This is a genomic window from Microbulbifer maximicatervae (SeqCode) (genome assembly GCF_052467955.1).
In genome coordinates, this window is sequence record NZ_CP174329.1 from 3,889,531 (window position 1) to 3,911,354 (window position 21,824).

17 protein-coding genes are annotated in these 21,824 nt (G+C 42.0%); 6 read left to right on the plus strand and 11 right to left on the minus strand.

Annotation, left to right across the window (positions count from 1 at the left end):
- Positions 1-271 precede the first annotated feature (271 nt).
- The 5 genes from ACJJI5_RS16655 (at position 272) to ACJJI5_RS16675 (ending at position 4,783) form a co-directional block, all read left to right on the plus strand.
- A complete protein-coding gene (locus ACJJI5_RS16655; RefSeq protein ID WP_445354683.1) occupies positions 272-1,741 on the plus strand; it encodes an alpha/beta fold hydrolase in 1,470 nt (489 codons plus the stop codon).
- 123 nt (positions 1,742-1,864) lie between these two features.
- Positions 1,865-2,959 carry a PaaI family thioesterase gene (locus ACJJI5_RS16660; protein ID WP_413662716.1) on the plus strand — a complete coding sequence of 365 codons (1,095 nt, stop codon included), beginning with the start codon at positions 1,865-1,867 and terminating at the stop codon, positions 2,957-2,959.
- Positions 2,960-3,093: 134 nt separating this feature from the next.
- Entirely contained in the window at positions 3,094-3,627 is a 534-nt protein-coding gene (locus tag ACJJI5_RS16665) for a DUF2058 domain-containing protein (protein ID WP_445354684.1), read from the plus strand.
- A gap of 8 nt (positions 3,628-3,635) precedes the next feature.
- Positions 3,636-4,196, plus strand: coding sequence for a DUF1415 domain-containing protein (locus ACJJI5_RS16670; RefSeq protein ID WP_444897981.1), 561 nt, complete (start codon positions 3,636-3,638; stop codon positions 4,194-4,196).
- Positions 4,196-4,783, plus strand: a complete 588-nt coding sequence (locus ACJJI5_RS16675; RefSeq protein WP_444897982.1) for an endonuclease dU — start codon at positions 4,196-4,198, stop codon at positions 4,781-4,783. The genes ACJJI5_RS16670 and ACJJI5_RS16675 overlap by 1 nt, the downstream gene beginning before the upstream one ends.
- 68 nt (positions 4,784-4,851) lie before the next feature.
- Here the strand turns inward: ACJJI5_RS16675 and ACJJI5_RS16680 are convergent, their stop codons facing one another.
- The 8 genes from ACJJI5_RS16680 to ACJJI5_RS16715 all read right to left on the minus strand — a co-directional run bounded on the left by ACJJI5_RS16680 (position 4,852) and on the right by ACJJI5_RS16715 (position 11,274).
- Positions 4,852-5,721 (minus strand): alpha/beta hydrolase, encoded by an 870-nt coding sequence (locus ACJJI5_RS16680; RefSeq protein WP_445354685.1) that lies wholly within the window; start codon positions 5,719-5,721, stop codon positions 4,852-4,854.
- 119 nt (positions 5,722-5,840) lie between these two features.
- On the minus strand, positions 5,841-7,220 hold the full coding sequence (locus tag ACJJI5_RS16685; protein ID WP_445354686.1) for a M23 family metallopeptidase: 1,380 nt from the start codon (positions 7,218-7,220) through the stop codon (positions 5,841-5,843).
- Between the two features lie 9 nt (positions 7,221-7,229).
- Complete coding sequence (locus tag ACJJI5_RS16690; RefSeq protein WP_445354687.1) at positions 7,230-8,717, minus strand: M56 family metallopeptidase; 1,488 nt, start codon at positions 8,715-8,717, stop codon at positions 7,230-7,232.
- 3 nt (positions 8,718-8,720) lie between these two features.
- The gene (locus tag ACJJI5_RS16695) at positions 8,721-9,119 is read right to left on the minus strand and encodes a BlaI/MecI/CopY family transcriptional regulator (RefSeq protein ID WP_444897986.1); all 399 of its coding nucleotides are present in this window, start codon (positions 9,117-9,119) and stop codon (positions 8,721-8,723) included.
- 215 nt (positions 9,120-9,334) lie between these two features.
- Entirely contained in the window at positions 9,335-9,733 is a 399-nt protein-coding gene (locus ACJJI5_RS16700; protein ID WP_444914306.1) for an MAPEG family protein, read from the minus strand.
- Between the two features lie 103 nt (positions 9,734-9,836).
- The gene (locus ACJJI5_RS16705; RefSeq protein WP_444897988.1) at positions 9,837-10,304 is read right to left on the minus strand and encodes a hypothetical protein; all 468 of its coding nucleotides are present in this window, start codon (positions 10,302-10,304) and stop codon (positions 9,837-9,839) included.
- A gap of 167 nt (positions 10,305-10,471) precedes the next feature.
- The gene (locus ACJJI5_RS16710) at positions 10,472-10,957 is read right to left on the minus strand and encodes a hotdog fold domain-containing protein (protein ID WP_444897989.1); all 486 of its coding nucleotides are present in this window, start codon (positions 10,955-10,957) and stop codon (positions 10,472-10,474) included.
- Between the two features lie 65 nt (positions 10,958-11,022).
- Entirely contained in the window at positions 11,023-11,274 is a 252-nt protein-coding gene (locus ACJJI5_RS16715; RefSeq protein ID WP_444897990.1) for a hypothetical protein, read from the minus strand.
- A 543-nt stretch (positions 11,275-11,817) separates the two neighbouring features.
- Here ACJJI5_RS16715 and ACJJI5_RS16720 point away from each other — a divergent pair.
- The gene (locus tag ACJJI5_RS16720) at positions 11,818-12,021 is read left to right on the plus strand and encodes a hypothetical protein (RefSeq protein ID WP_445354688.1); all 204 of its coding nucleotides are present in this window, start codon (positions 11,818-11,820) and stop codon (positions 12,019-12,021) included.
- A gap of 63 nt (positions 12,022-12,084) precedes the next feature.
- Here the strand turns inward: ACJJI5_RS16720 and ACJJI5_RS16725 are convergent, their stop codons facing one another.
- The 3 genes from ACJJI5_RS16725 to ACJJI5_RS16735 all read right to left on the minus strand — a co-directional run bounded on the left by ACJJI5_RS16725 (position 12,085) and on the right by ACJJI5_RS16735 (position 21,271).
- A complete protein-coding gene (locus tag ACJJI5_RS16725) occupies positions 12,085-13,056 on the minus strand; it encodes a GlxA family transcriptional regulator (protein ID WP_413662727.1) in 972 nt (323 codons plus the stop codon).
- A 1,296-nt stretch (positions 13,057-14,352) separates the two neighbouring features.
- On the minus strand, positions 14,353-18,345 hold the full coding sequence (locus ACJJI5_RS16730) for a DUF6531 domain-containing protein (protein ID WP_445354689.1): 3,993 nt from the start codon (positions 18,343-18,345) through the stop codon (positions 14,353-14,355).
- Between the two features lie 844 nt (positions 18,346-19,189).
- Entirely contained in the window at positions 19,190-21,271 is a 2,082-nt protein-coding gene (locus ACJJI5_RS16735; RefSeq protein ID WP_445354690.1) for a neutral/alkaline ceramidase, read from the minus strand.
- Positions 21,272-21,824 lie beyond the last annotated feature (553 nt).

The window sequence follows — 21,824 nt, forward strand, 5'->3', positions numbered from 1 at the left end:
CAATGATTATAACCTTGCACGGACCCCATAAACCCATTAGCACTGGGGTTTAAACATCCACCGTCTATTTTTCGGACTTCTGTCTGACAGCCCAATTAAACCGAAATCCCTAGTGAGAGGTTAATAGCTTATATTACCGATATTCACGAGGTATCTATATCGAGAAAAGCCCCATGGGCTCTCGAATAAACTTTTTATCCACTTGAAAATAAGAGCCCAATCTAAAACAATAACATTCGCCTAAGTTCGACAATAAGGAAGTATCGAAACAATGAAAAATAACGCCAAAAAAGCACATCTTTTAGCTCCGCTAATAATAATGCTATCACTGAGCCCTGTCAGCGGATCAGCAAAGTCCATTAACAATGAAAAACCGCACACCCTTACTACATGGAGCAAACAAACTGCAGAGGGCTATCAAGGCTTTATTGAGGTTCCAGAAGATCGCACTAAGAAAGATAGCCGTAATATCACCCTCCAATATGTAAGGTTTCCTGCAACAGGAAAGAAAGTGGGTCCACCAATAATCTACCTGGCAGGCGGCCCTGGTGGCTCAGGAATTACGGCCGTTAACTATCGCTTTGATATGTTTATGGCGTTGCGACAATTTGGTGATGTTATCGCATTAGATCAACGTGGTAGCGGCCATTCCAATGACCTTCCCAATTGTGAATCCAAGCAAATTGTACCTTCCCTTGAACCAATCACCGATACCCAGTATATCAACTACCACCGCAAAGCCCTAAAAGAGTGCTTACACTTTTGGGAGCTTACTGGTGTAAACCTAAATGCCTATAATACTCTCGAAAATGCCCGAGATCTTGATGCCATACGGAGCCATTTGGGTGCAGAGAAAATAGTATTGTGGGGAACATCTTATGGAAGCCATCTCTCTTTGGCAGCGGTAAAGGAGATCGAAGGTTCTATTGATAAGCTAATTTTATCCAGTGCAGAGGGTTTGGACCAAACCATCAAGCTGCCCGCCCGAACAGATTACTATCTAAACCGTCTACAACAGGCAATCAATCAGCAACCCGCAGCAAAAAAAGCCTATCCAGATATTAAAGCACTTATAAGCCGAGTCCATAAAAAACTTGAGTCACAACCATTGAAAATTAAAATCCCTCAACGGGATGGCAGGGAAGTCGAATCCCTCCTACAGCGTAGGGATATGCAACAACTAGCCTCGGCATTCATTGCGGACCCTAAAAGTGTCAGCCATCTACTCAGGTTTTATCGCGATTTGGACCAAGGAGCTACATTAAGTTTCGACAAGGTGCCCAGACGTTACTTCCCCGATGAATTTCTGCAACCAGGCATACCCATATCCCTGCGCCCGATGCCTACGGCGATGGATATAGCCTCTGGAATTGATATGAAGCGTAAAGCACAGGTTGTAGAGCAGGCACAAAAATCTCTACTGAAAGACTACCTAAATTTCTCTCTGCACTACGATAATTTAGCGCCAGAGTTGGATCTTGGGGATAAATTTCGGGAAAAGCCAGTCAGCAATATTCCGGTATTACTATTTAGCGGGACCTTGGACGGAAGAACTTACCTGGAAGGTCAATATGAAGCCATTTCAGGGTTCAAAAACGCCACTAAAATAACAGTCGAAAATGCAGGGCATAATTTATTAATGGCTTCCCCTGAAGTCCAGGATGCGATAAACCTATTTATGGAAGGGCAGCCTATCCCGAATACCCATATCGTAGCCAAACTACCCAACTTAGCTCCATAACCAGTATCCGCCGATCGATAGCTGCGCTGTTAGGGTAAAAGACTCTTCCGCAGCTTTCTCCCTTTTTCGCATCCAACAAACCCTCACATTACCCTTGTCCTAGAAGCAACTGGAGGCTGGGGGATGACCAATATCACCGACGAAGTCCATCGTGGTGCCATCTGTGACCTCAGGGCGTTGCAGCAACCTGGTCTCGACACCTTTAAACGTTACATTCGCGGCAGCTTACCCGGGCCCCCTTTTTGGCGACTAACGGGTATGACTCCCACCGAGGCCGGCCTTGGTAAGGCCACCTATTCTATGCCTATTACGCCGTGGCTAGCTGATGGGACCGGGATCTATTGGGGTGGGATCTATGCCATGTTTGCAGACGCCCCCTTGGCCTCCGCAATATGGACAACCTTGCCCGCTGGTAAAGTCTTGAGCACATCAGAATTAAATATGTGCTTTATTCGACCCATCACTAGCAGTACACAAAATATTGTTGGTAGAGCTACGACCGTTCATTCAGGCAACCAGGTGGGGCTCTCAAGTATTCAGATTAACGATCAGGAGGGGAGAACCCTCGCTTTCGGTAGCACTCGCTGCCTTATTGCCGACTTTCCAGTCAACCCAGATCAGGAGCTTCCAATTCCCGACCTAGGACCAACAGATACACCTGACCCTTATCTTCGCCCTCCTCCAAAAACGTTCTTTTGCGACATGGCACACTTACCGGAGCAAGTCCCTATCGAATTGCAGAGAACCACGATTAGTGAGGGGCGAACTCACCCTATCTGGATGCTCACAGGTTACCGCGCAATAGAGGTTGAAAATGGTCGCTGTATCTCGACTATGCCCTCCTCTCCCTGGTTCTCCAATGGGACCCTTTCTATATATGGTGGACTTTTGGCATGGGCCGCAGATTTCACCATGGGAGGCGCGGTCTACTCCACACTGCCTGCAGGATCTATATTCGCTACTCTGGACATGCATATCCGCTTTGCTCGCCCAGCCAAGCTCAACAGTGGCGACTTGATTCTGGAGGCGCAGGTACTCCACCGCGGCCGGCAGCTGAGGGTATCCTCTTGCAACATTGATACTCCCAGTGGCAAGCGGGTGGCTATTGCTACTGGCTCAGCCCTGGTAATTCCAGGGGGCGCTCAAATGCTGAGTGACGGCAAGGAACCCGATGAAATCATCGCAACTGCTACCTCCGGTAAGCCTTGGACACCATAAAAATCTTTAGCGGTAGTTGGACCATCTTCAGGTAAAATACCCTCACAAACTATCAACCCATATGGTTGGTGAAAATTTGATCAGGCATACCTGTAAAGGCTGCCGAAACTTTAGACTTTCACGGGGAAGAGACTATGGCCTCATTGCAAGACCAACTACTCCAAGCAGGACTTGTCGATAAAAAGAAAGCCAAACAAATCAGCAAAGATAAACGGAAGCAACAGAAAGTTGCGAAGAAGTCTTCACAACCCCAGATTGATGAAACAAAGCTAGCAGCACAAAAGGCTCAAGCAGAGAAAGCCGCTCGTGATCGCGCCCTCAATGCTGAGCGCGATGCGGCTGCACAGCAGAAAGCTATTGCCGCGCAAATCAAGCAATTGGTGGAAAAAAATCGCCAACCTTATACTGGTGAAATTACTTATAACTTCACTTTCGACAAAAAAATCAAAACCATCTATGTCAGCGAAGAATTAAGGGATCACTTGATTGCGGGGCGCCTGATGATTGTTGTCCAGGGAGAACAATTTGAGTTGGTTCCACGGGTTATTGCCGAAAAAATTGCGGAGCGCAATAGCGATATCGTAATCAGGCCTGCTGAAAGTTCAGCAGTGGTAGATGAAGATGATCCCTATGCAGACTTTCAGATCCCCGATGATCTTATGTGGTAAGCAGTCAAATGGAAAAAGCTGTTACTCAGGCGGTAGAACAATGGCTTACTGATGTAGTTGTCGGTCTCAACCTCTGCCCTTTCGCACGCAAACCTCTGCGTGCAGGGCAAATTCGACTCAAGGTGAGTCCTGCCACAGGAGACGAGGCGCTACTCAGTGATCTATTGTCGGAATTACGTCGGCTCGATACCACTTCGGAATCTGAATTGCTTACCACCTTATTGATTATCCCTAATCACCTAGGGAAATTCAGCGACTACAACCAGTTCCTGGATTTAGCAGAGTGGTTACTGGAACGCAACGACTATGTAGGCACCTATCAATTAGCCAGCTTCCACCCAGATTATCAATTTTCTGGCACTGCAGCCGCCGATGCGGAAAACCTAACTAATCGCGCACCCTATCCTATCTTACACCTGCTGAGAGAAGAAAACCTGGAAAAAATGATTGATCTATATCCAGATCCAGAGAGTATTCCAGAAAATAATATCCGTCGTATGGAATCATTAAGCCATGAGGAAAAACTAAAGTTATTTCCCTACTTATTTCTTCAGGGCAACAAGAAATAATGAAGTCTCTGGCAGAATTATTACGATTAAGGAAGCAGATCCGAGTTATCGGTTTTGATGACGCCCCTTTTGAAAAACGAAGGGGCGCGCCGGTAAAAGTAAGCGGTATTGTCTGCACCAAAACTCGCTTTGAGGGAATGCTTTGGGGGCAGGTAAGCAAAGATGGGATGGAAGCTACAGAAACACTTGCCACACTGCTGAAAGAAAGTAAATTCTACAGCCAGGTAAATGTCGTATTGACCGATGGAGTAGCAGTGGGTGGTTTCAATATTATTGATCTACCCAAGCTGGCCGATATCTTACAGCGCCCTTGTATCGCGTTAATGCGAAAACCACCAGACATTCAAGCCATTGATAAAGCGCTGCAAAATTTTCCTGACTATCAACTGCGTAAAGAAACCTTGATGAAAGCTGGGAGTATCCATAACTACAATAACTTCCATTTTCAAGTGCAGGGATGTGAACCGGAGATTGCCGCCCAGGTGTTAGAGCAAACCACTGACACTGGGTATGTCCCTGAAGCTCTACGTTTAGCTCATATGATTGGCGCGGCAGTAATGACCGGACAAAGTGGCAAATGCGCATAATTCCAATAGCATAACAGATCTACCATTTGTCGCGGGCAGCTATAGCTCATCTTTTACCGCGAGAATTATTATATTGCCCACAAATCCTGATATACCCACCTTAAACCTTTTGCCAACCCCACCGGGAAAGTGGAATAGTGGTCCGTACCGCTCACCACCTCTCCACTAAGCTTTAATCCACGATAATTACGCGACTGTAACTTAGCAAGAAATCTCTTATGCTCATCTACCATATCATTACGCATGTGGCTCTTTTGTATTGTCTCCAAAGCGCCAGTGGCAATATAGACGTTTACAGGCAGTGTGTTGTTATGGCTTGCATATTTATCCTCCAAATCAAAGATCATTTCATCCTTAAACCAAAGAGAAGGACTTGTCAGGATATAAGTGGAAAACAACTGTGGATTGGTAAGTAATACCCAAGCACCAAAAGATCCACCCAGTGAATGACCTGAAAGAATCCTACGTGTGGGATCCCCCCTAAAGCTCCCCTCAATAAAGGGCATTACTTCTTTTTCAATAAACTGTAAGTACTTACTGGCTCCACCAGTTGTAAAACGCTTCCACCCACTATCGACTACGGGCGTGAGATCTCGAACTCGACTATACTGTCCGTTTTCTCCGTGAGCGAATGAAATAGCAACTACGATGGCTTTATCCATATCCTTAAAGTGTGTAACACCCGAGGCAACCTTAAATGTATGAGGCCCATCATTAAGGTAAATTATCGGGTAGGTCTTATTTTTATTGTCATCGTTCGAGTAACCTGATGGTAACTTCACGTACAAGTCGTATTTGCGTTTGAGAATATCAGAGTCAACTGTATATATTTTAGATCCACTTAACTCAAAAGATTCAGAAACCTTGGTAATGAGGGGCTTTGCAATTAGTGAATTAGACAGCACCAGAATGGCTATCAGCAGAATAGCTCTAATCATATTTAACCTAGTTTAATTTTATACTCAATATTGCTTTAAGAAAAAATTCGCTACCAACAAAAATGTAAGTCAGTTAAACCCTGAATATAATAAGGTGAGAGAGAAATAAAAAAGCTTAATTATGAATCAAACTGATTTTGTTGAGCGTACTTTATCAATTCATCTTGAATCTTTTGAACCTGTTGAGAAAATTGATTTAAAGAATCTCCTACCAGCCCCTTACTAATAGGGAGGTCAAGCCTTAATGGATCAACAGCCGTACCATTTTTATGAATCTCATAGTGCAAGTGACGCCCCTGCACACGACCTGTAGCGCCAAGGTAACCGATTACCTGCCCTTGTTTTACTCTTCCCCCTTTACTAATTCCTTTCGCGTACCCCTTAAGGTGCGCATAAATAGTCTTTATCCCAGAGCCATGGCGAATACGAATATAGTTGCCGAAACTACCAAAATAAGAAGCTCGCTCAATAATACCATCACCTGCAGCCAATATCGGCGTGCCTAAAGGGGCTCCAAAGTCCAAACCTTTATGTACTCGAGTATACCCTAGGACTGGGTGCTTGCGGCGCCCAAAATAAGATGACAACCTTGCATTCTCTAACGGAGTACGCATTAGAAACCCTCTAGAGCCTTGGCCATCAGGGTAATAATAATCCACCCCCTGAGGCCCCTCAGTAGAAAACCGATATAAACTTATTTTTTCTCCACTAAGAATAAGCTCAGCAAATAAAATTCTATTTAGTTTTTCCTTTTCAGTTTGGCTATTGAACAAGGTATCATAGAAAACAGAGAATTGATCACCTGCTCGAATCTGCCGTTGAAAATCTACGGAATAACTAAATATTTCATTTAGTTTTGTGAGCACAGAATTAGATAGGCCAGACTCTTTTCCACTTTGGTATAAACTGCCCGAAATTTCACCTTTAACGTAGTATTTCCTGGCATCGACAGGAGATTCAAATTGATTAGCTCTATAATTGTCTCCATGTCTAACCAACTCCAAACTCTCTGCAAAGCCAACAACCAAGGTAAGCTTATTAAGCTTTCCAGTAGTATCTATTGTTAAGTTAAATTCCTTACCAACTGGTAGGATACTGACATTGACATGTTCCGACAAAGCCTGAATTATTTTATACGCTTCTGCACGATCGACTCCACTATCCACCAATAGTGATAAAACCCCTTGGTTTTTAGCTAGTTGAACTTTTTTTGTGCGCTCTAGATATTCTTTCTCAACTCTATATGGAGGGGCCACTTCCCTACGCTGCATCCCTTCATCTTGATGTACCAAGGATAGATCATTGAGTAGGGGCAGTGTAAAAGATAAATCATATTGTACCGATTTAACATTGGAATGGTTTTCCAATAACGGCCCTGCTATCGCCAGTGATTGAATCGACAAAAGAACCAGCAACAAAGCCATCCTCCAGATATCGATCAGAAAGAAAATAGTTAATCGCCTCACTGGTAACCCTACTTTTCTTAAGTAATAAATCACACTCCCCCCTTACTTCGCAAGCAAAGTGTCTGGGTTGATTCGCTTGCCTTCTTTGATGAGTTCAAAGTGAAGATGTGGCCCTGTTACACGCCCTGATATACCCACAGTTCCTATCGCCTGGCCGGCACGTACTGACTGCCCTGCTTCAACCTCCCGCTGATTTAAATGGGAGTACAGGGTTTTCGTATTATTACCATGATCAATAATTATGATTTTTCCATAATTTTTATGCTTATAATCATCAGTAGAGACTATTACAACACCTCTTTCAGCTGAAACCACCGGAGTACCAATCGGTGCCGCAAAGTCAGTACCTTCATGGGGTTTTTTGCGAATTTTACTGAAATCACCAAAAGGGCTACTAATACGGGCACTCTCAACCGGGACTGTCAATTTGGTAATCTCCACTGAAGCCATTGTTAATCCCGGTTTTAGCAGTAGCCCTCCGAGTATTAAAATGGTTGAAAAACTGCAGAAAAACATAGCGCGTAAATAGACACCTAATTCGCCATTATTAGCCCCCGCCCTTGAGGCTTCCATAATATTCAAAAGTCTGCGTCGGAAAAAAGGAGCCTGACTCGTACCACCAGAGAAAGAGAAAGCTACAACCCAGTCACTTGTTCTTTGTGAAGAGTTCCGTCGAAGAGTGTCAATCATTGCTTGTGCATAAACACGGTGCAATTTTCGCTTACATGACTTTAGAACTTCGCGATCGCACCCCAACTCTATCGCCCAGCTGAATCGAGACTTCATCCAACCTAAGAAGGGATTGAACCATAGGATGCAAGTAAATATATGCACAATCAGAATCAACAAGGGGTCAAGCCTTTTCAAGTGCATAATTTCATGCTCAATGATTAGATGACGCTCCGTTTCATTCATTGATAAAATATAGGAGGGAAGCACCAATTTACGACTGAATAGCTGCATCACAAATGGTGTAATCGTTGAGTGTGTTATAAACACCTGAGTTTTACTTCCGATTAGAAAATCACTTTGAGATGAAGTAAAAAACTGGTCAAATTTAACAACAGAAAGCTTATTATTTGCTATTAAACGCAATTTCTTGCCATAGAAAAACTGGCTCACTACCACTTTAGATAAGGTAAAAAACACCCCGGACAGGTATATAAGCAACCAAAGAAAAGCCAGTAATTCAACAGAACTCAAAGAAGTCGATACATACTCATGCAGAACTATGTTAATTGGTGGTATAGAGGTAGCCTCATAAGCTGGCGGTAATTCAAAATTCAGATCCGGAGCAATACCCAACGTTAACTGGTCGCTCAATTGCGCAAGAAAAAATGGGGAACCGGCAGCAACCATTGCACACAACCAGAAACTTCGCCAATGGTATATCGCATTAAAGCTGCCTTTATTTCTAGCTGTTGCCAGCCAAATAACAATAAAAACCAACCCCGCCCACAATATTGAGAAGAAAGAAGTAGCTAGAAAATCCAGTGCAAATGGTAGAACTGTAGAGACTATCTCGGCCATAGCCTATTCACCATCCTTGTTGACCGGCTCAGAGTCTGGCCAGGAATCGAGCACTGTCTGAAGCTCCTCGATATCCTTATCACTCATTAACTTACTGCCAGCAAACATCGACACAGGAAGGGGACCATCAAGCTCTAATACTCTTTCAGCGAAATCTTTTGCATATGACGCCAAAGTTTCCACCTTCTCAATCGCAGGCCTATAAACATGGATTCCATGGATCTCAGATTGAGCCACAAACGACTTATCCCGCATCCGATCTAGTGTCTTTCGAGTAGAGGAGTATGACCAACCCAATTCAGGTCCCACCCGATCATGTAACTCTCTGGCACTCAGCGGTTCTCGCCTCCAAAGGGCTTTCAACAGCGCAAGTTCTGATGGGGACGGTTTTACCTTTTTCATTTTATCTTCCCGTGTGACAGTCAGGGCTAGTGTGCGACAAGTGTCGCATTCGGTCAACCACCCTGCAGGGAAACTTGTTAGGTTGTTTTTTATACAGCCAGGATCGTAAACAGTTCTTGCCGGCTGGCAAAAAGTTAAAAGCTATCGATAGACCAATCGATTTTGATCAGTTTAAGCACCAACCAATATAAGGTTTGAAAGCGCTTGCAACCAACTCAAAGCCTCAGGGCTTGCTGCACCAGCGCCAAGCAAAGCCCCAATCCAAAGATATAAGTGCCTACGGCACCCAAGAAGCGCATTGGGTTAGGCTTTGCCATAGTGGAGGGAAATAAGATGCCTGCAACAAAAAGAAATCGACAAGCGGTCAGCAGAATAACAAACCACCAAACCCAGGTAGAAGACTGCCCTAAGCTCACTAAGTAAATAAGTACCATCAAAAGGGGAGCATATTCTGCTGTATTTGCATGGGCCCTTACCCATTTGTGCAGAGTATTATCGGGGTCGAAAGAATGCCCAACTAAAACCTCATACTTACCGCGCCCAACAGTAACCAAGGCGCCGAGCAGAAGGGATAATGCCGCTAAGAGCCCAATACACAAATAGTAAACATTCATAGAAATCTCCATTTCCTATGTTATTTGTACAGGGAGGGCATTTTAAGCCTCGCCTCCCCGCCCTAGTTGTTCACACTATATAAGCATCGTTTTCAGCTACATTTTAAAGAATCACAGCAGTATCTCTGGAGCCTGCCGCGAACAATGCAACCAGAGAAAACTGTGAAAAACCTTGATCAGTAGATAAATACTCTTTACACCAAAACCTAAGTTCATCCGACCATTTAACCAAGGCTTCCTGCCTCTTCGGCTCAGCATCATATTGGGAAGCCAGTCCAGCAAAGTGACAGTGCACAACTACTTTAGAGTCATTGCTCCGACTATCATCAACTACAGATACCGTCATAGAAGCAGATACAGACTCCCAACTAATCAGGAAGTACAGAGAAGTATCACTTACATTTTCATCAAGCTTGGAAATTGCGAGCTGTAATACTTCGGAAAGGTCCTGATAAATGTCATCAGTCGCCAAGGCAGTACTTTCCGATCGGTGTAACTCATGCTCCGTAGCAGCTTTATTTTCACCACCAAAGAGGCATGTCGACTTTTCTATCTGCCAAGCCAATCTCATAAACCCTCCAAATACATCAAGACTGAACAGAGAAATATTCTACGAGATTTATGAGTAGAGCACACTTCATCGTCTCCCAGCCGGCATACTCTTCTCCATATTCAAGCTCAAAGTAAGGCAATTCCCCTTGTAAACACACCAAGAATTGACCTCAAATGACAGCTCTACTACTTCGCGCTGGGGCGCTCTGATACACGCATGGTAATATCGGCATGAAATACTTCCTCTCCATTAGTATCAATAACGCTCACAGGCATAACAACATCGCCAGCCTCGATGGTTTTATACCCTGGATACTCACAAACGGCTCGCAGATTAGTCTTCGCCATCTTTAAGTACTTGACTTCCATCCCTACTGGTATCCAGCGAAAGCGTCGATCCAAAGACACATCCAAACAAACACCGCCAGCCAATTCAGCGGCGTTACACATAGCGATAGCGTGTACAGTACCGATATGATTTGTCACGCTCCAACGCTTATTCAGTAAAACCTCCACTTTACCCGGTGATAATTCCAAGAAACGTGGCTTGATTGAACGAAAATACGGTGCCTTAAGTGCCACTAATTTAGATACCAGCCAGCGGCCCAATGCCGAGCTGCCAAATCGCCCCCAAAGATTAAGTACCGGGCTTTTAGAAGATTGATAGTCCACCTTACCTCTCCATCCTATACATCGAACCGCCACTCTATATGGACGGTCTTAAGCTATTTAGGCCACTATATATCAACTTCCGGTAGTCCAGGATAATCAGATCTATCAGTTTTATTGACATAGGCTATTCCAAGTGCAGAAATGCCCAAGAGGAGGTTTGGTTCATAAGCGAGTGCAACTAATAAGGCTAGAGCTAATAATTTGTATTCCTTAAAAGCATATCCATTAATAGGTAAAGTAACTATATCTGCAAGCTGAAAGACATACTTAATGAAAATCGCCACTACGCACCCTGAAAGATTGTTTTTGATGTTCAAAAAATTTACCCATGCAATCTTTCACAAAAAAATTTAGATTGAGTACTTAGTTATATGTCAATTAATATTGGAGAATAGATATCGAAAATTATCAGACTAGAAAATCTTAGATTGTATTCTGACCATACTTCTCACTGCGGCACTTACTTTACCCATTTCTAATACACCTAATTATCACAATAAGTCCACCATAATTAAGGGGGTATTAAACATTTTTCAGAAATTTAATACTACAAAGGGTATCGTGGCAAGTCCACAGCGCACCAACAATATTGGACTCCCAGAATATCTACACCACTAAAGGACTCCTTTTCATGAGTCTAATTTTATTTAGCCACAAATCTATCACTATTTTTTCGTCACACCTATATAGATATCGGGATATAATTTTATGGCTATATCACTTACCAATTGCTACCGGCCTGGTCCTAATAGAGATCGAGAAGCTCAAACTCTACCCGCGAAGATTAGAGCTTCTAGTTAACACAAAAATTTAATTCCTATTCATGGGACCGACTCGGTCAGCCCTAGTAAGGATATATAATGGAGAGAACCAAGCTGTGTAAATTATCATATAAGAATAAAAGCCAGCTAAAAATTTTTTACTCAGGTGCAAATCTAGTGGAGGCACCAGCACAAAGCAAGGCAAGGCAAGGCAAGGCAAGGCAAGGCAAGGCAAGGCAAGGCAAGGCAAGGCAAGAAGAACAGAAGTTTCTAATAAAAATGTTATCTATATCTTGTAACTAAGGATAAAAATATCTTTTCTGAAAATGAGACAGCCCCACCGAATAGACTGTCCCATAAATTATCTCACGACAACTTTCGACGGTATTCCCTCGGCAACATACCCTTATTTCGGCGGAATGCCCTTCTAAGCTGCTCTTGAGACTTAAAACCACAGATAGTAGCAATACGCTCCTGTGTTAACGCTTGAGTTGCTAAAAGCTGGCAAACCTTTTCAATGCGAATTTTCTCAACGAATCGACCTGGAGTTACTCCCATATCCCGAGTAAAGCAGCGAGCAAAGTTTCTCGGGCTCATAGATGTCTTTTCCGCGAGACTATTAACGCATAAAGTTTTATCCAAATTACTATGAATCCATTGCACCAGCTCTAAAAAACGATCACTCTTTAACTGGCTCATAAGATAAGTGCTACTCTGTTTATGATCTCCATCTCTCTTGAGATATAAGACCATTAATTGAGCAACAGCTAAAGCAATACCCCGACCAAAATCATCCTCTACCATTGCCAAAGCCATATCAACCCCCGCACTAACACCTGCAGAAGTATATATATGATCATCTTTGACAAATACAGATTCTGAATCGACATCCACTTCTGGGAATCTCTTCAGCTGATCAATATATCTCCAATGGGTAGTGGCACGCCGACCATTTAGCAAACCTACTTTTGCGAGAATCAGAGCTCCATTGCCAATAGAGCCTATACGCTTAACTAAACCAGACTGAAGAGAAAGCCATCTACTCAAACATTCACTGATATTCAAATCATCAGCAGCATTAAGATTACCGCTCACAAGGAGAGTATGAATTCCTCTTGAATCAGTAAAACATCTATCTGAGCATATCCTTAAACCTGATGAGATTTCCTTGGTATCTCCATCTTCGGCTAAGAATTCAACCTCATACTGATCATCACAACTAAAGCCCCTATCCTTTAGCTGCTGATTTGCCAGCGAAAACACTTCTGCGGGCCCCATTACATCTAATGAGTGTGCCCCAGGGTAAAATACGATAGATACTTTCTTTTTACAGTTCATTTTAAATTGCAGAATAAGCGTAAAACTATATACCAAACTCAAAAATCACTGTGCGGATTACTAACTTATTAAAAGAAACTTCAGGAATACTATCTTGGGTAGCCCAACCACCTCAGAGGAAGGTGAAAAAACGCCATAGCGGAAGCTGAATAAAACCTAAATAAAATCCAGATTAACTGGAAACACTACTAATAAGTTAATTCTTCACTTGATCTGAGTAATATACCAGGTGGCTACTACCCAATAGTGAGAATTGATCACACGATGATTCTTACCCCAATTAGAGACTACAGGCAAACACACTATCCATCAGCCATACTCTCATCATCCATATACATAAAAATGCTATTTAATAAGGCACCTTCAGAACCAATATCACAAACTGTTAATCCTGTATAATTAAGCAATCCTGACCCTAAGGTACCAGCTTTTTCTATTCTGTAAAGTAATAACGATATTTTTTTTCGGAATATATAGTCGTATATGAAACAGCCCTGCATCCTGCCAAATAAACTTTGATTGCGGCCAATAATTACAACAAAGAAACACTACCCAGCCACATCAACAGAAGAGCCGCTTCAAAGACCTAACGCCATTAAAGGAAAAAGATAATCATTCCTAATAAAAGGAGCTGTAAATATCTAAAGTCCTATTCATCTCAGATAATATGAATTGATTCAAGGCAAGAAACAAAAGAAACTCACATTTATCGCCTAAAGCCTTCGCTCTATCGTATAACGACCTAAAAGCCCGCAAGAAGTGCACCGCCGTACCACTTACTTATTCGCTCATATGAGCATCAAAATATTGATGATCTCATAGAAATTTAAATAATTTATCGACTCAAATAACCTCAGGCTTAGTAAGCTCTCTAACATATTGTTACAGTCGGTTGGGTGCTGAGCCCCATAGCTGGGACTTTCGAGGGTTATTAAATATAGATAGGCTTCAGACTACGCATGGTAATCTGCTATTTCCAGGGCGGATAAGCAAAGACTACCGACAACCTTGGCAGGATAGCCAAGACTTCAGAAAGTGAGTTTTCATTATTTATGGAAAATAACACACTAAAGCTATTGCCCTTTATGTTGCCGAAAGCCCTATCTAGCAATTTAACCCGCATAGACTTATATAAGCTAAAAAGGACAGCAACTTGTCTTCATGTAAAGAAGCACTGAATATGATTTATCTCAAAATGCAATACTGCTGTAAAAACTTACGCAAATTGACGTATTCAAGCTTTCGAGTTAACCCCCTATATCACAGACAACTTATAAGCCTTTACGAAATAATACTTCATTTACTTTGATCGTCATTCTTAAGCTGTTGAATAAGCGTATCACCAGACCAAAAGAATCTGACACAACCATCATAATTTTCCTTTCTTACACATCGCCCCAAGGGGTCGTATTGATACCGAATCACATCCTGAAATTTCTCTACACCTTTTTCTACTTTTAGATTTTCTATTTTTATCAACTTTTGCTGACAATTATAATGGTATCGAATCCTCTGTGCCCCCTCCCCTCCAACTTCTTCAACACGACCTGTAGAAGAGGTATAACCACGGGATATATTGCCATTATCAACGATTCTATTCTCAATAACTTCTTTGCCAGGAATCTGACTATCAACCTTACTCGTCGAGTTAAGCTTACCTAGGAGACTATCAGCGGGGTCATAAATTAAGAAGGCAAGAAGCTGATCTGAATCACTCTTACAAAAGTTATGAACATTAAAGATATTTTTATTAACCTTGCCGGAATGATTAACTCTGGCAAGTGAACAGCTACTATTCGGCAATAAATTCAAAATATTTGTAACTGTATCAATTGGCCTTTCAAACTTACTGACAATAAAGCCTTGCACATAAACCTGAGGATCATAATTGTCCAGAGGTTTCAACCCTTCGGTTGTTTTTATCAACAAAGAATTGAAATTTCCATTTACTGAGGAGAAGGGTGAATTCTCAGATTCCACAGAATGATCAAAGATAAATTTAACATCTTCTTTTCTGGATAGTGAAGTTGCCGTAAGATTACCTAAAATATCATACTTATAACTGAGCTTACTATCATCTTGCCATTCCGCTACAATACGACCACTAGCATCATATTCCCACTTCAGACTACAGTAATTATTTTTAGCTTCGATCAGTTGCCCTAGGCAATTATATCTAAAGCTATTAACGCCCTCTAGCGTAGTTTCTTTTATTAACTGGCCCAGCAAATCACGTTCAAAGTAGATATCGGTACCAATGCCTGATTGAGAAGCAATTACTTCCGTAGAATTTACTAAGTGGCCAGCGACATTATATGCATAGTGGGTAACACGACCATAGAAATCCTCCTCTTCTATTAATCGATTATTGAGATCATATTTCAGCCGATAACACTCACCCTTTTCATTTATAAGGCAAATTAAATTGCCCTCTCCATCATAATGATATTCTAATTGACTGCCACTGGAACTAGTCTTGCTCTTTATTTGATGGAGTGCGTTATAAGAATAACGCGTATAATTCCCATCCTTATCTAATATTTCTGAAACTAATCCATGCTGGTTAAATCTGCACTGAATATCTGTATCTTTTTGAGCAACCTTAACATTGATCCGACCCTGATCCTCATTCTTGCAAGAAGCCTCTTTCGTCTCAGCAGGCGTTAACAATTCCGTGCGAATATCAACATCATATCTACAATCAATAGATCGTCCGAAGGGGCAACTTATTCTTAATAGCTTATTGCTGCTTCCCCACAGATAACTCGTAACATTACCTAATGAGTCACTAATAGAATTAATCATGCCAGCAGAGGTATAGTCATATTTCACTTGGTTGCCGAGCGGGTCTTCAGCTAGCACCAGCTGTCTTTTTTTGTTGTAACTATACTGCCAACTGCTATCTGATGGATCAGTATACTTTGTGGCGAGACCTTCATTGTTATATTCAATTTGATAATTATTACCGGCCACATCTATCTTCTCGGTCAAGCGACCCTGATTGTCATATCGGAATAACTCCTCACGTATAGTCCCATCAGTACTGGGTAGCCGTACTTTTGTAACGTGACCTAGATCGCTGTATTCATACCACGTTTCTCCACCTTCAGCATCTTGATGGAACGTGAGTAATCCGCGATTATTGAAGTGAAAACGTTGCCGCCCCCCTCTCGTGTCACACATCGTTGCTCCGTGACCACTTTCCTCCCAGATAAATTGATAACTGTAAGCAGCTTTTTCGTCAATAGGGTCCCCCCACTGCCGTATACAATGCGCTGAACTACCCTCAGCATCCCACTGAAAATAGAAACTATAACCAGTTTTTAAAGTTCTTTGTTTAATAAGGCCTTTGTGATAAACATACTTTTCATTATTGCCAACACTGTCTACAGCTTCAGTCAGATTATTTTCACTATCAAAGACATATTGAGCTACTACTTCAGAACTTCCCGAATTATTTTCTTTTGTCAAAGTATTTATAAGGTGACTTTCAGGAGATTCATCAAGCGAGCTAATGTATAAAATCTCACCGGAACTACTCTCGACCGATCTTAAATACTCCCCTGAGTAGTTGAATAAATAAAAGTTATCGTTATCATCCCGAATCTCAGCGAGCTTTAACGCACCAGTTTCACCAGTAGCTTTAAAATGTCTTTGTACTCCATTGGAAATTCCATATGTCGTAATGATCCAATGCTCATCGTTTACTCGCGTGAGAGTTAATCTCTCATAAATATTATGACTGCGCGAGCTATTTCCGGGAGCTGGCAAGCTAATTATTCTACCTTCAGAATCAAAGAAGAGTATGGGTTTGCCTGGACGCCAAACCAAGCGCTCGCTAAATGTATGAGTCCAGCCACAACCCAATCCGAAATTTCTTGAATTACTACTGCGATAGGTACGAGTTACCGATAAGGGTAGTGCCCCCTCCAATACCAAATCTTCTAAAGTAAACTGAACCTCTCCAGTTTTTAGATTTACAGACCTAGTTACTTCACCAGTAACATTATCGCTCTGACATATATCGGAGTTATAATTTTCACCTACTTCGCTAATGTGGTTATCAGTATCATATGAATAATCCCTGACACAATTTATCTTATAAAATTCAGACTTTACATCATGGGGCACTGTGAAAGCTTGTTCACTACCCCTTTTATTTTCTCGCAGCTCGTTACCCACTTTGACTTGCACTAAATTTCGACTATTTTTTCGGGGTGCAGCTATTTTGGGGGTTTTCTTTCCGGATACAGCAGTGCTTTTGCCTACTGTCGAATATCCTGAATTTTTAGCAAGTATTTTCCTTTGCTTTTTTGTCCTGGCAAAATCAAACATTAAATCGCCAATATTACGGAAAGCATTCACTAAGCGCTTATTCTTAGTTAAGGATGTTATAGCTACATCTCCCTCAGTCAATGCCGCAAGTGCTATAGTCAAAATGATCTCAAAAGTACCACTTGCAGTTAAGTTTGTGTGCTGCAAGCTATGTTGTGTTTTGATGCAGTCCTGGGCAAAATGAAAAACTGCTCCCCGAAGAGTTGGGTCACTATAAATAACCTCAGCTATGTTGAAACTCAAGCGGAGCTGCTTTTTTGAAACAGAACTGGGATTAAAGCCTAGTACATCAATCACACCTCGATACAGGGAGGTTACACATTCATCAGCTTCTTCTTCTGGAGTTTCTTCATATAAGACATAATTGATTGCTGCAGAGCTAAACTCAAATGATTGACGTGCTGGACTTACTATCTTCTCAACATCAACAGCACTCTTTGACCAAATCGATAAGCGCCACACAGAACTGTCAGTTTCTTTTACTTTCTTTTTTACAGTTGTTACACGCTTCACCCAACTCCAATCAGTTTGCTGGCTAATAAAAGCCTTATCTGCAACTTCCTGCGTAATAATTTGCTGCAAGCCCATACGAATCTTAGCAACCAACTCTGTTTGTAGATCCCCCAATGCCGAATATGGCAGTGGGGCCTCTTCAATAATCAGTTGATCCTGAGTCAATGCCAGATAAATGGCTTTATCCCGCTCATTAAGATAGCCAGGCACATTACTTAATCGCGATTGAGATGGGGGACGCTCTTGCTCAGGGTCTATATCTGGCGCAAAGGTTGTGTATAAGCCAAGGTACTGGTCATATACTAACTGAAGAGTGTTAGTATCGAACATCCTCAATAATTCAGCAGCATCAATCTTTCTAGAGGGACCTGTTTGGCATATCCATCCAGGCCTCACCGCATAACGAGAGCCCTGAGAGTTTTCGATATAGAGCTGTATCAAAAGTTAAATCCTGTCAACCGCTGACCGACAATTCTACGGTCATCAAAAAACGAATCCATTCGAGGCACCTAAACCAGGTGCCCATCTTCTACATAATCATTTCTACTTGAACGATTTTTCTTTCAAAAGACGAAGAAATACATTTCAGCCTTCTTACATCGGTATTAAAAAATCGCCTGAACCAAGAACAGTTTCTGTGTCCAAAATTTTGACAATGAGTGTGAATTTTAGTAGTGCGTGTTTCAAAGCCGGGAGCAATAAGCTCTCGATTCACATTCAAGTCTTCAATATCACAAGCAAAATGTTAAAAGTCAAAATAGCAACATCAAAAGCTATACCAATAGGAAAGCCATAATTCATCCACATTTAAAGACTTTTCAAATGATCTAAACGAAATAGTTATAATCCCTATCTAATAGCTACTAGGCCAATCCTCCAAGATACCTAACATACCACCATCTTTCGGAGTGGCTAGAAATTAGGTGAAAGCTAACTTAATTTGTATTGTTGAGATAGGAGAAAACGATTACAGGAGGGTACACTGCATATAGTGCAAGTAAATTTGACTAGGATCAAAGAAAGAAAATCACAGACAAGCGATATATAGCAGCATATTCTGACAAAAAAGTACCATTTAGCGACATTAAATATAGCTTGAAGTTATGGGTGATAAACTAATCTCAAAGAGAACACTTGAACTCTATTAAATTTTTGCCGTAATTTATAGTATTCGCTCAAATGTATAATAAACACCTAATAATGATTCAGCGGTAGAACATATCACGTCTATTACAAGTATCGACATACAAATCGGCTAGATTATCCAGCCGATTTGTGATGAACTCTAATTGCTAACAGTAAAACTGCTCGATTTACCTGAATAGCTGGAAATCTTCCCAGTCCAACCACTCTTCCAGTTACCAAAGTGCTTTATTCGGTAAGTGCCTGATGGCGCATCATCTCCGATGATCCACTGTCCTTCAGCAAATGAACAGGCCATACAATCAATAGCCGTATCTCGTGTCCAAATAAAGCGTGTCTCCAAATCATCATCGGTAAGATAAGTTTCCCAACTACCGTTAACTTTACGCTGTACCTCAATGAACGTACTCTCAGTCTTCAGGTCATTACGGGGATGGCCAGAACGGAAAGTGACAGATACAGTATCGCCAGCACTGTAGCTGGTACCTACATCATCCCAGACTTGACCAAAAGACTCCCACAGGCGTTTGTCATCATAAACAACCCCAATTACATTAATGATTTGGTCATCAGACAGATCTTTCGGAGTAGGCCCTGCAGCAATATCTACGCCATTGACCATAGCATGTGTCATTTCGGTATAAATCTGTCTATAGGCTGCAAGGGTATTGGGGCCGTATATGGTATGTGCTCCCTCATAGTGCTGCCTATCAAACTCTTCAGGGGTAGTTATGTAACCGGAATAAGCATTTGCCAAACCGGCAATCACCACAGTGTTTACACCGCTTCCTTCAAAAGCTGACAAGACTTCAGCCTCAAGACGTCGGCCTGCCATAGTCGTCATTTCACCCGGGGCGGCGACCAAAACAAGTGAGCCTATGCGAAACATTTGGAAAGGTAGGTAAGGGGTATAAAGTGCTTGGCCTATTACCTCACGCTCTACAAATGTAGGTTTGGGGTACTGGCAGGGGTCATCCTGAGTATCCTCATATACTGCGGCTGCAGAGAATGCACTCATCAGGCCAAAAAGTGGATAACCATTAATAGCCGATTCGAATAGTCCCACATCTCTATCCCAATCCACCCCCTCATTTTCAACAGACATTCCCTCAAAAATACCATCAATATTGCTGGGACCATCCCAGGTTGATCCTGCTGTAAATGACCAGCCGACAGCACCTTCACAAATATCTATTTGCCCCTCACCGGTAAATTCACCTTCTACGGTATAGCCAGGGAAATAGATATATTGATGTCGATAATCTAATCCACCTTCAAGTTTCACAGTAGCTGATTGGTAAAGAGACTGAGCTTTTGCAACTTGCTTTTCAGCAGATAAAAGCAAACTTTCATACTCAGAATTTCCGCATCCATCCCTAGGGCCACAAATATTCGGAGACGCATCACCTAAGTTGCTATTAGCAAATGCCGCAGTAAATTGACTTGCAGCACCCTGCTCGGCAGCCCAAGACTCGAGCAACTGACTCGCCGCCCCCTTATTATCCCCGCTAAGTTGCCGCTGCCCTGTTCCTAAAGAGACATTGTGTACTGCAAACCAATTAATAACTCCCAGTGCTTTGTTGTTGGCATCGACCAACTTGAGTTGGGTCATGGTTTTATTGGTATCGTATTGATAGTCGCTTGCATCAGTATTTGCTGAATAAGGGTCTGGGTTTCGATTGATACTAGTATCGAGCAAGATCCCCTGCTCAATAAAGATGTCACCTGGAGTTAGTCCACTGTCTGCTTCAACGATTGACTGAAAAATACCATCAACAATAGCGTCATAGTTATCTTCCGCATACCCGAGAGCACTCATATTCAACATGACATAATGATCATACCCCCCAGGGCCAACATGGGTATGTGTAGCAGTCAGCATTACATTCTTTTCGGTGTACTTACTATTACCATAGAGATTTTTTAATTTATCTACGACACCCTGCTTCACGCCCTGCGGAATACCTTGCAAATCTGCTGATACGAATACCAAACGCTCATTTTCAGAGCTATCAGAAATTATGAATGCGCGGGACCATAAACGGGTATGAATTCCCTTGGTTGTCTGCCCCGTTTCTCCATATCCTACCATTCCAACATCTGCTGCCGGGCCAGTTATATCATACTTACCAACACCAACACGCCAATCAGATGCTTTAACAGTGGAAGAAGCTCCAATAAATACTATTAAAGCAATGACGTAACCATTAATTATTTTTTTCATTTTTTCTCCAGAATCTATACACGCAGGAGTACATTCGCCAGTTCACAGAAGTGAAGGCATATCCTTTTCGTTGAAAGTTGATACCTGAATAAGCCACTTCCGATCAACTCGGACGCGACTCTCTAGATAGTTAGCCAATGTAATCTTGGCTTTTATTATCTCATCCTGAAAAGCGGCTTTATTATTTTAAAAATACTCATAGTAGCCATAACCTCCCTGCTGTCAGCACACTAAAACTGAGAGTACAGCTCTAGTACGCATGTTCAGAATACCCTAACTGGCTGTATTTGGTAGCACCCGCAGAGTAATTGCCCGCCATAAATCCGTTAATTTAGAGTCGAAAGTAAAATAATTTTAAATATACGAAGATTTTCTGAACTACAGCAAACCTAAATATTTACAATTCAAGCAAGTACAATCTAAAAATGAGTGTAAAGAAAGGATAGATTAGGGGATTTGAATTACATTTAGAGAGGAAATGTTAAAAACTTTCGCCATTCAAAATTAGCACTCAATCAGTTTCCAATTATATTCCATAGATTGACCACTTGTT

Excerpts from the sequence above, each read along its gene's own strand:
- ACJJI5_RS16655 (WP_445354683.1), top strand. The coding sequence starts at position 272 with ATGAAAAATAACGCCAAAAAAGCACATCTTTTAGCTCCGCTAATAATA.
- ACJJI5_RS16660 (WP_413662716.1), top strand. The coding sequence starts at position 1,865 with ATGACCAATATCACCGACGAAGTCCATCGTGGTGCCATCTGTGACCTC.
- ACJJI5_RS16665 (WP_445354684.1), top strand. The coding sequence starts at position 3,094 with ATGGCCTCATTGCAAGACCAACTACTCCAAGCAGGACTTGTCGATAAA.
- ACJJI5_RS16670 (WP_444897981.1), top strand. The coding sequence starts at position 3,636 with ATGGAAAAAGCTGTTACTCAGGCGGTAGAACAATGGCTTACTGATGTA.
- ACJJI5_RS16675 (WP_444897982.1), top strand. The coding sequence starts at position 4,196 with ATGAAGTCTCTGGCAGAATTATTACGATTAAGGAAGCAGATCCGAGTT.
- ACJJI5_RS16680 (WP_445354685.1), bottom strand. The coding sequence starts at position 5,721 with ATGATTAGAGCTATTCTGCTGATAGCCATTCTGGTGCTGTCTAATTCA.
- ACJJI5_RS16690 (WP_445354687.1), bottom strand. The coding sequence starts at position 8,717 with ATGGCCGAGATAGTCTCTACAGTTCTACCATTTGCACTGGATTTTCTA.
- ACJJI5_RS16695 (WP_444897986.1), bottom strand. The coding sequence starts at position 9,119 with ATGAAAAAGGTAAAACCGTCCCCATCAGAACTTGCGCTGTTGAAAGCC.
- ACJJI5_RS16700 (WP_444914306.1), bottom strand. The coding sequence starts at position 9,733 with ATGAATGTTTACTATTTGTGTATTGGGCTCTTAGCGGCATTATCCCTT.
- ACJJI5_RS16705 (WP_444897988.1), bottom strand. The coding sequence starts at position 10,304 with ATGAGATTGGCTTGGCAGATAGAAAAGTCGACATGCCTCTTTGGTGGT.
- ACJJI5_RS16720 (WP_445354688.1), top strand. The coding sequence starts at position 11,818 with ATGGAGAGAACCAAGCTGTGTAAATTATCATATAAGAATAAAAGCCAG.
- ACJJI5_RS16725 (WP_413662727.1), bottom strand. The coding sequence starts at position 13,056 with ATGAACTGTAAAAAGAAAGTATCTATCGTATTTTACCCTGGGGCACAC.
- ACJJI5_RS16735 (WP_445354690.1), bottom strand. The coding sequence starts at position 21,271 with ATGAAAAAAATAATTAATGGTTACGTCATTGCTTTAATAGTATTTATT.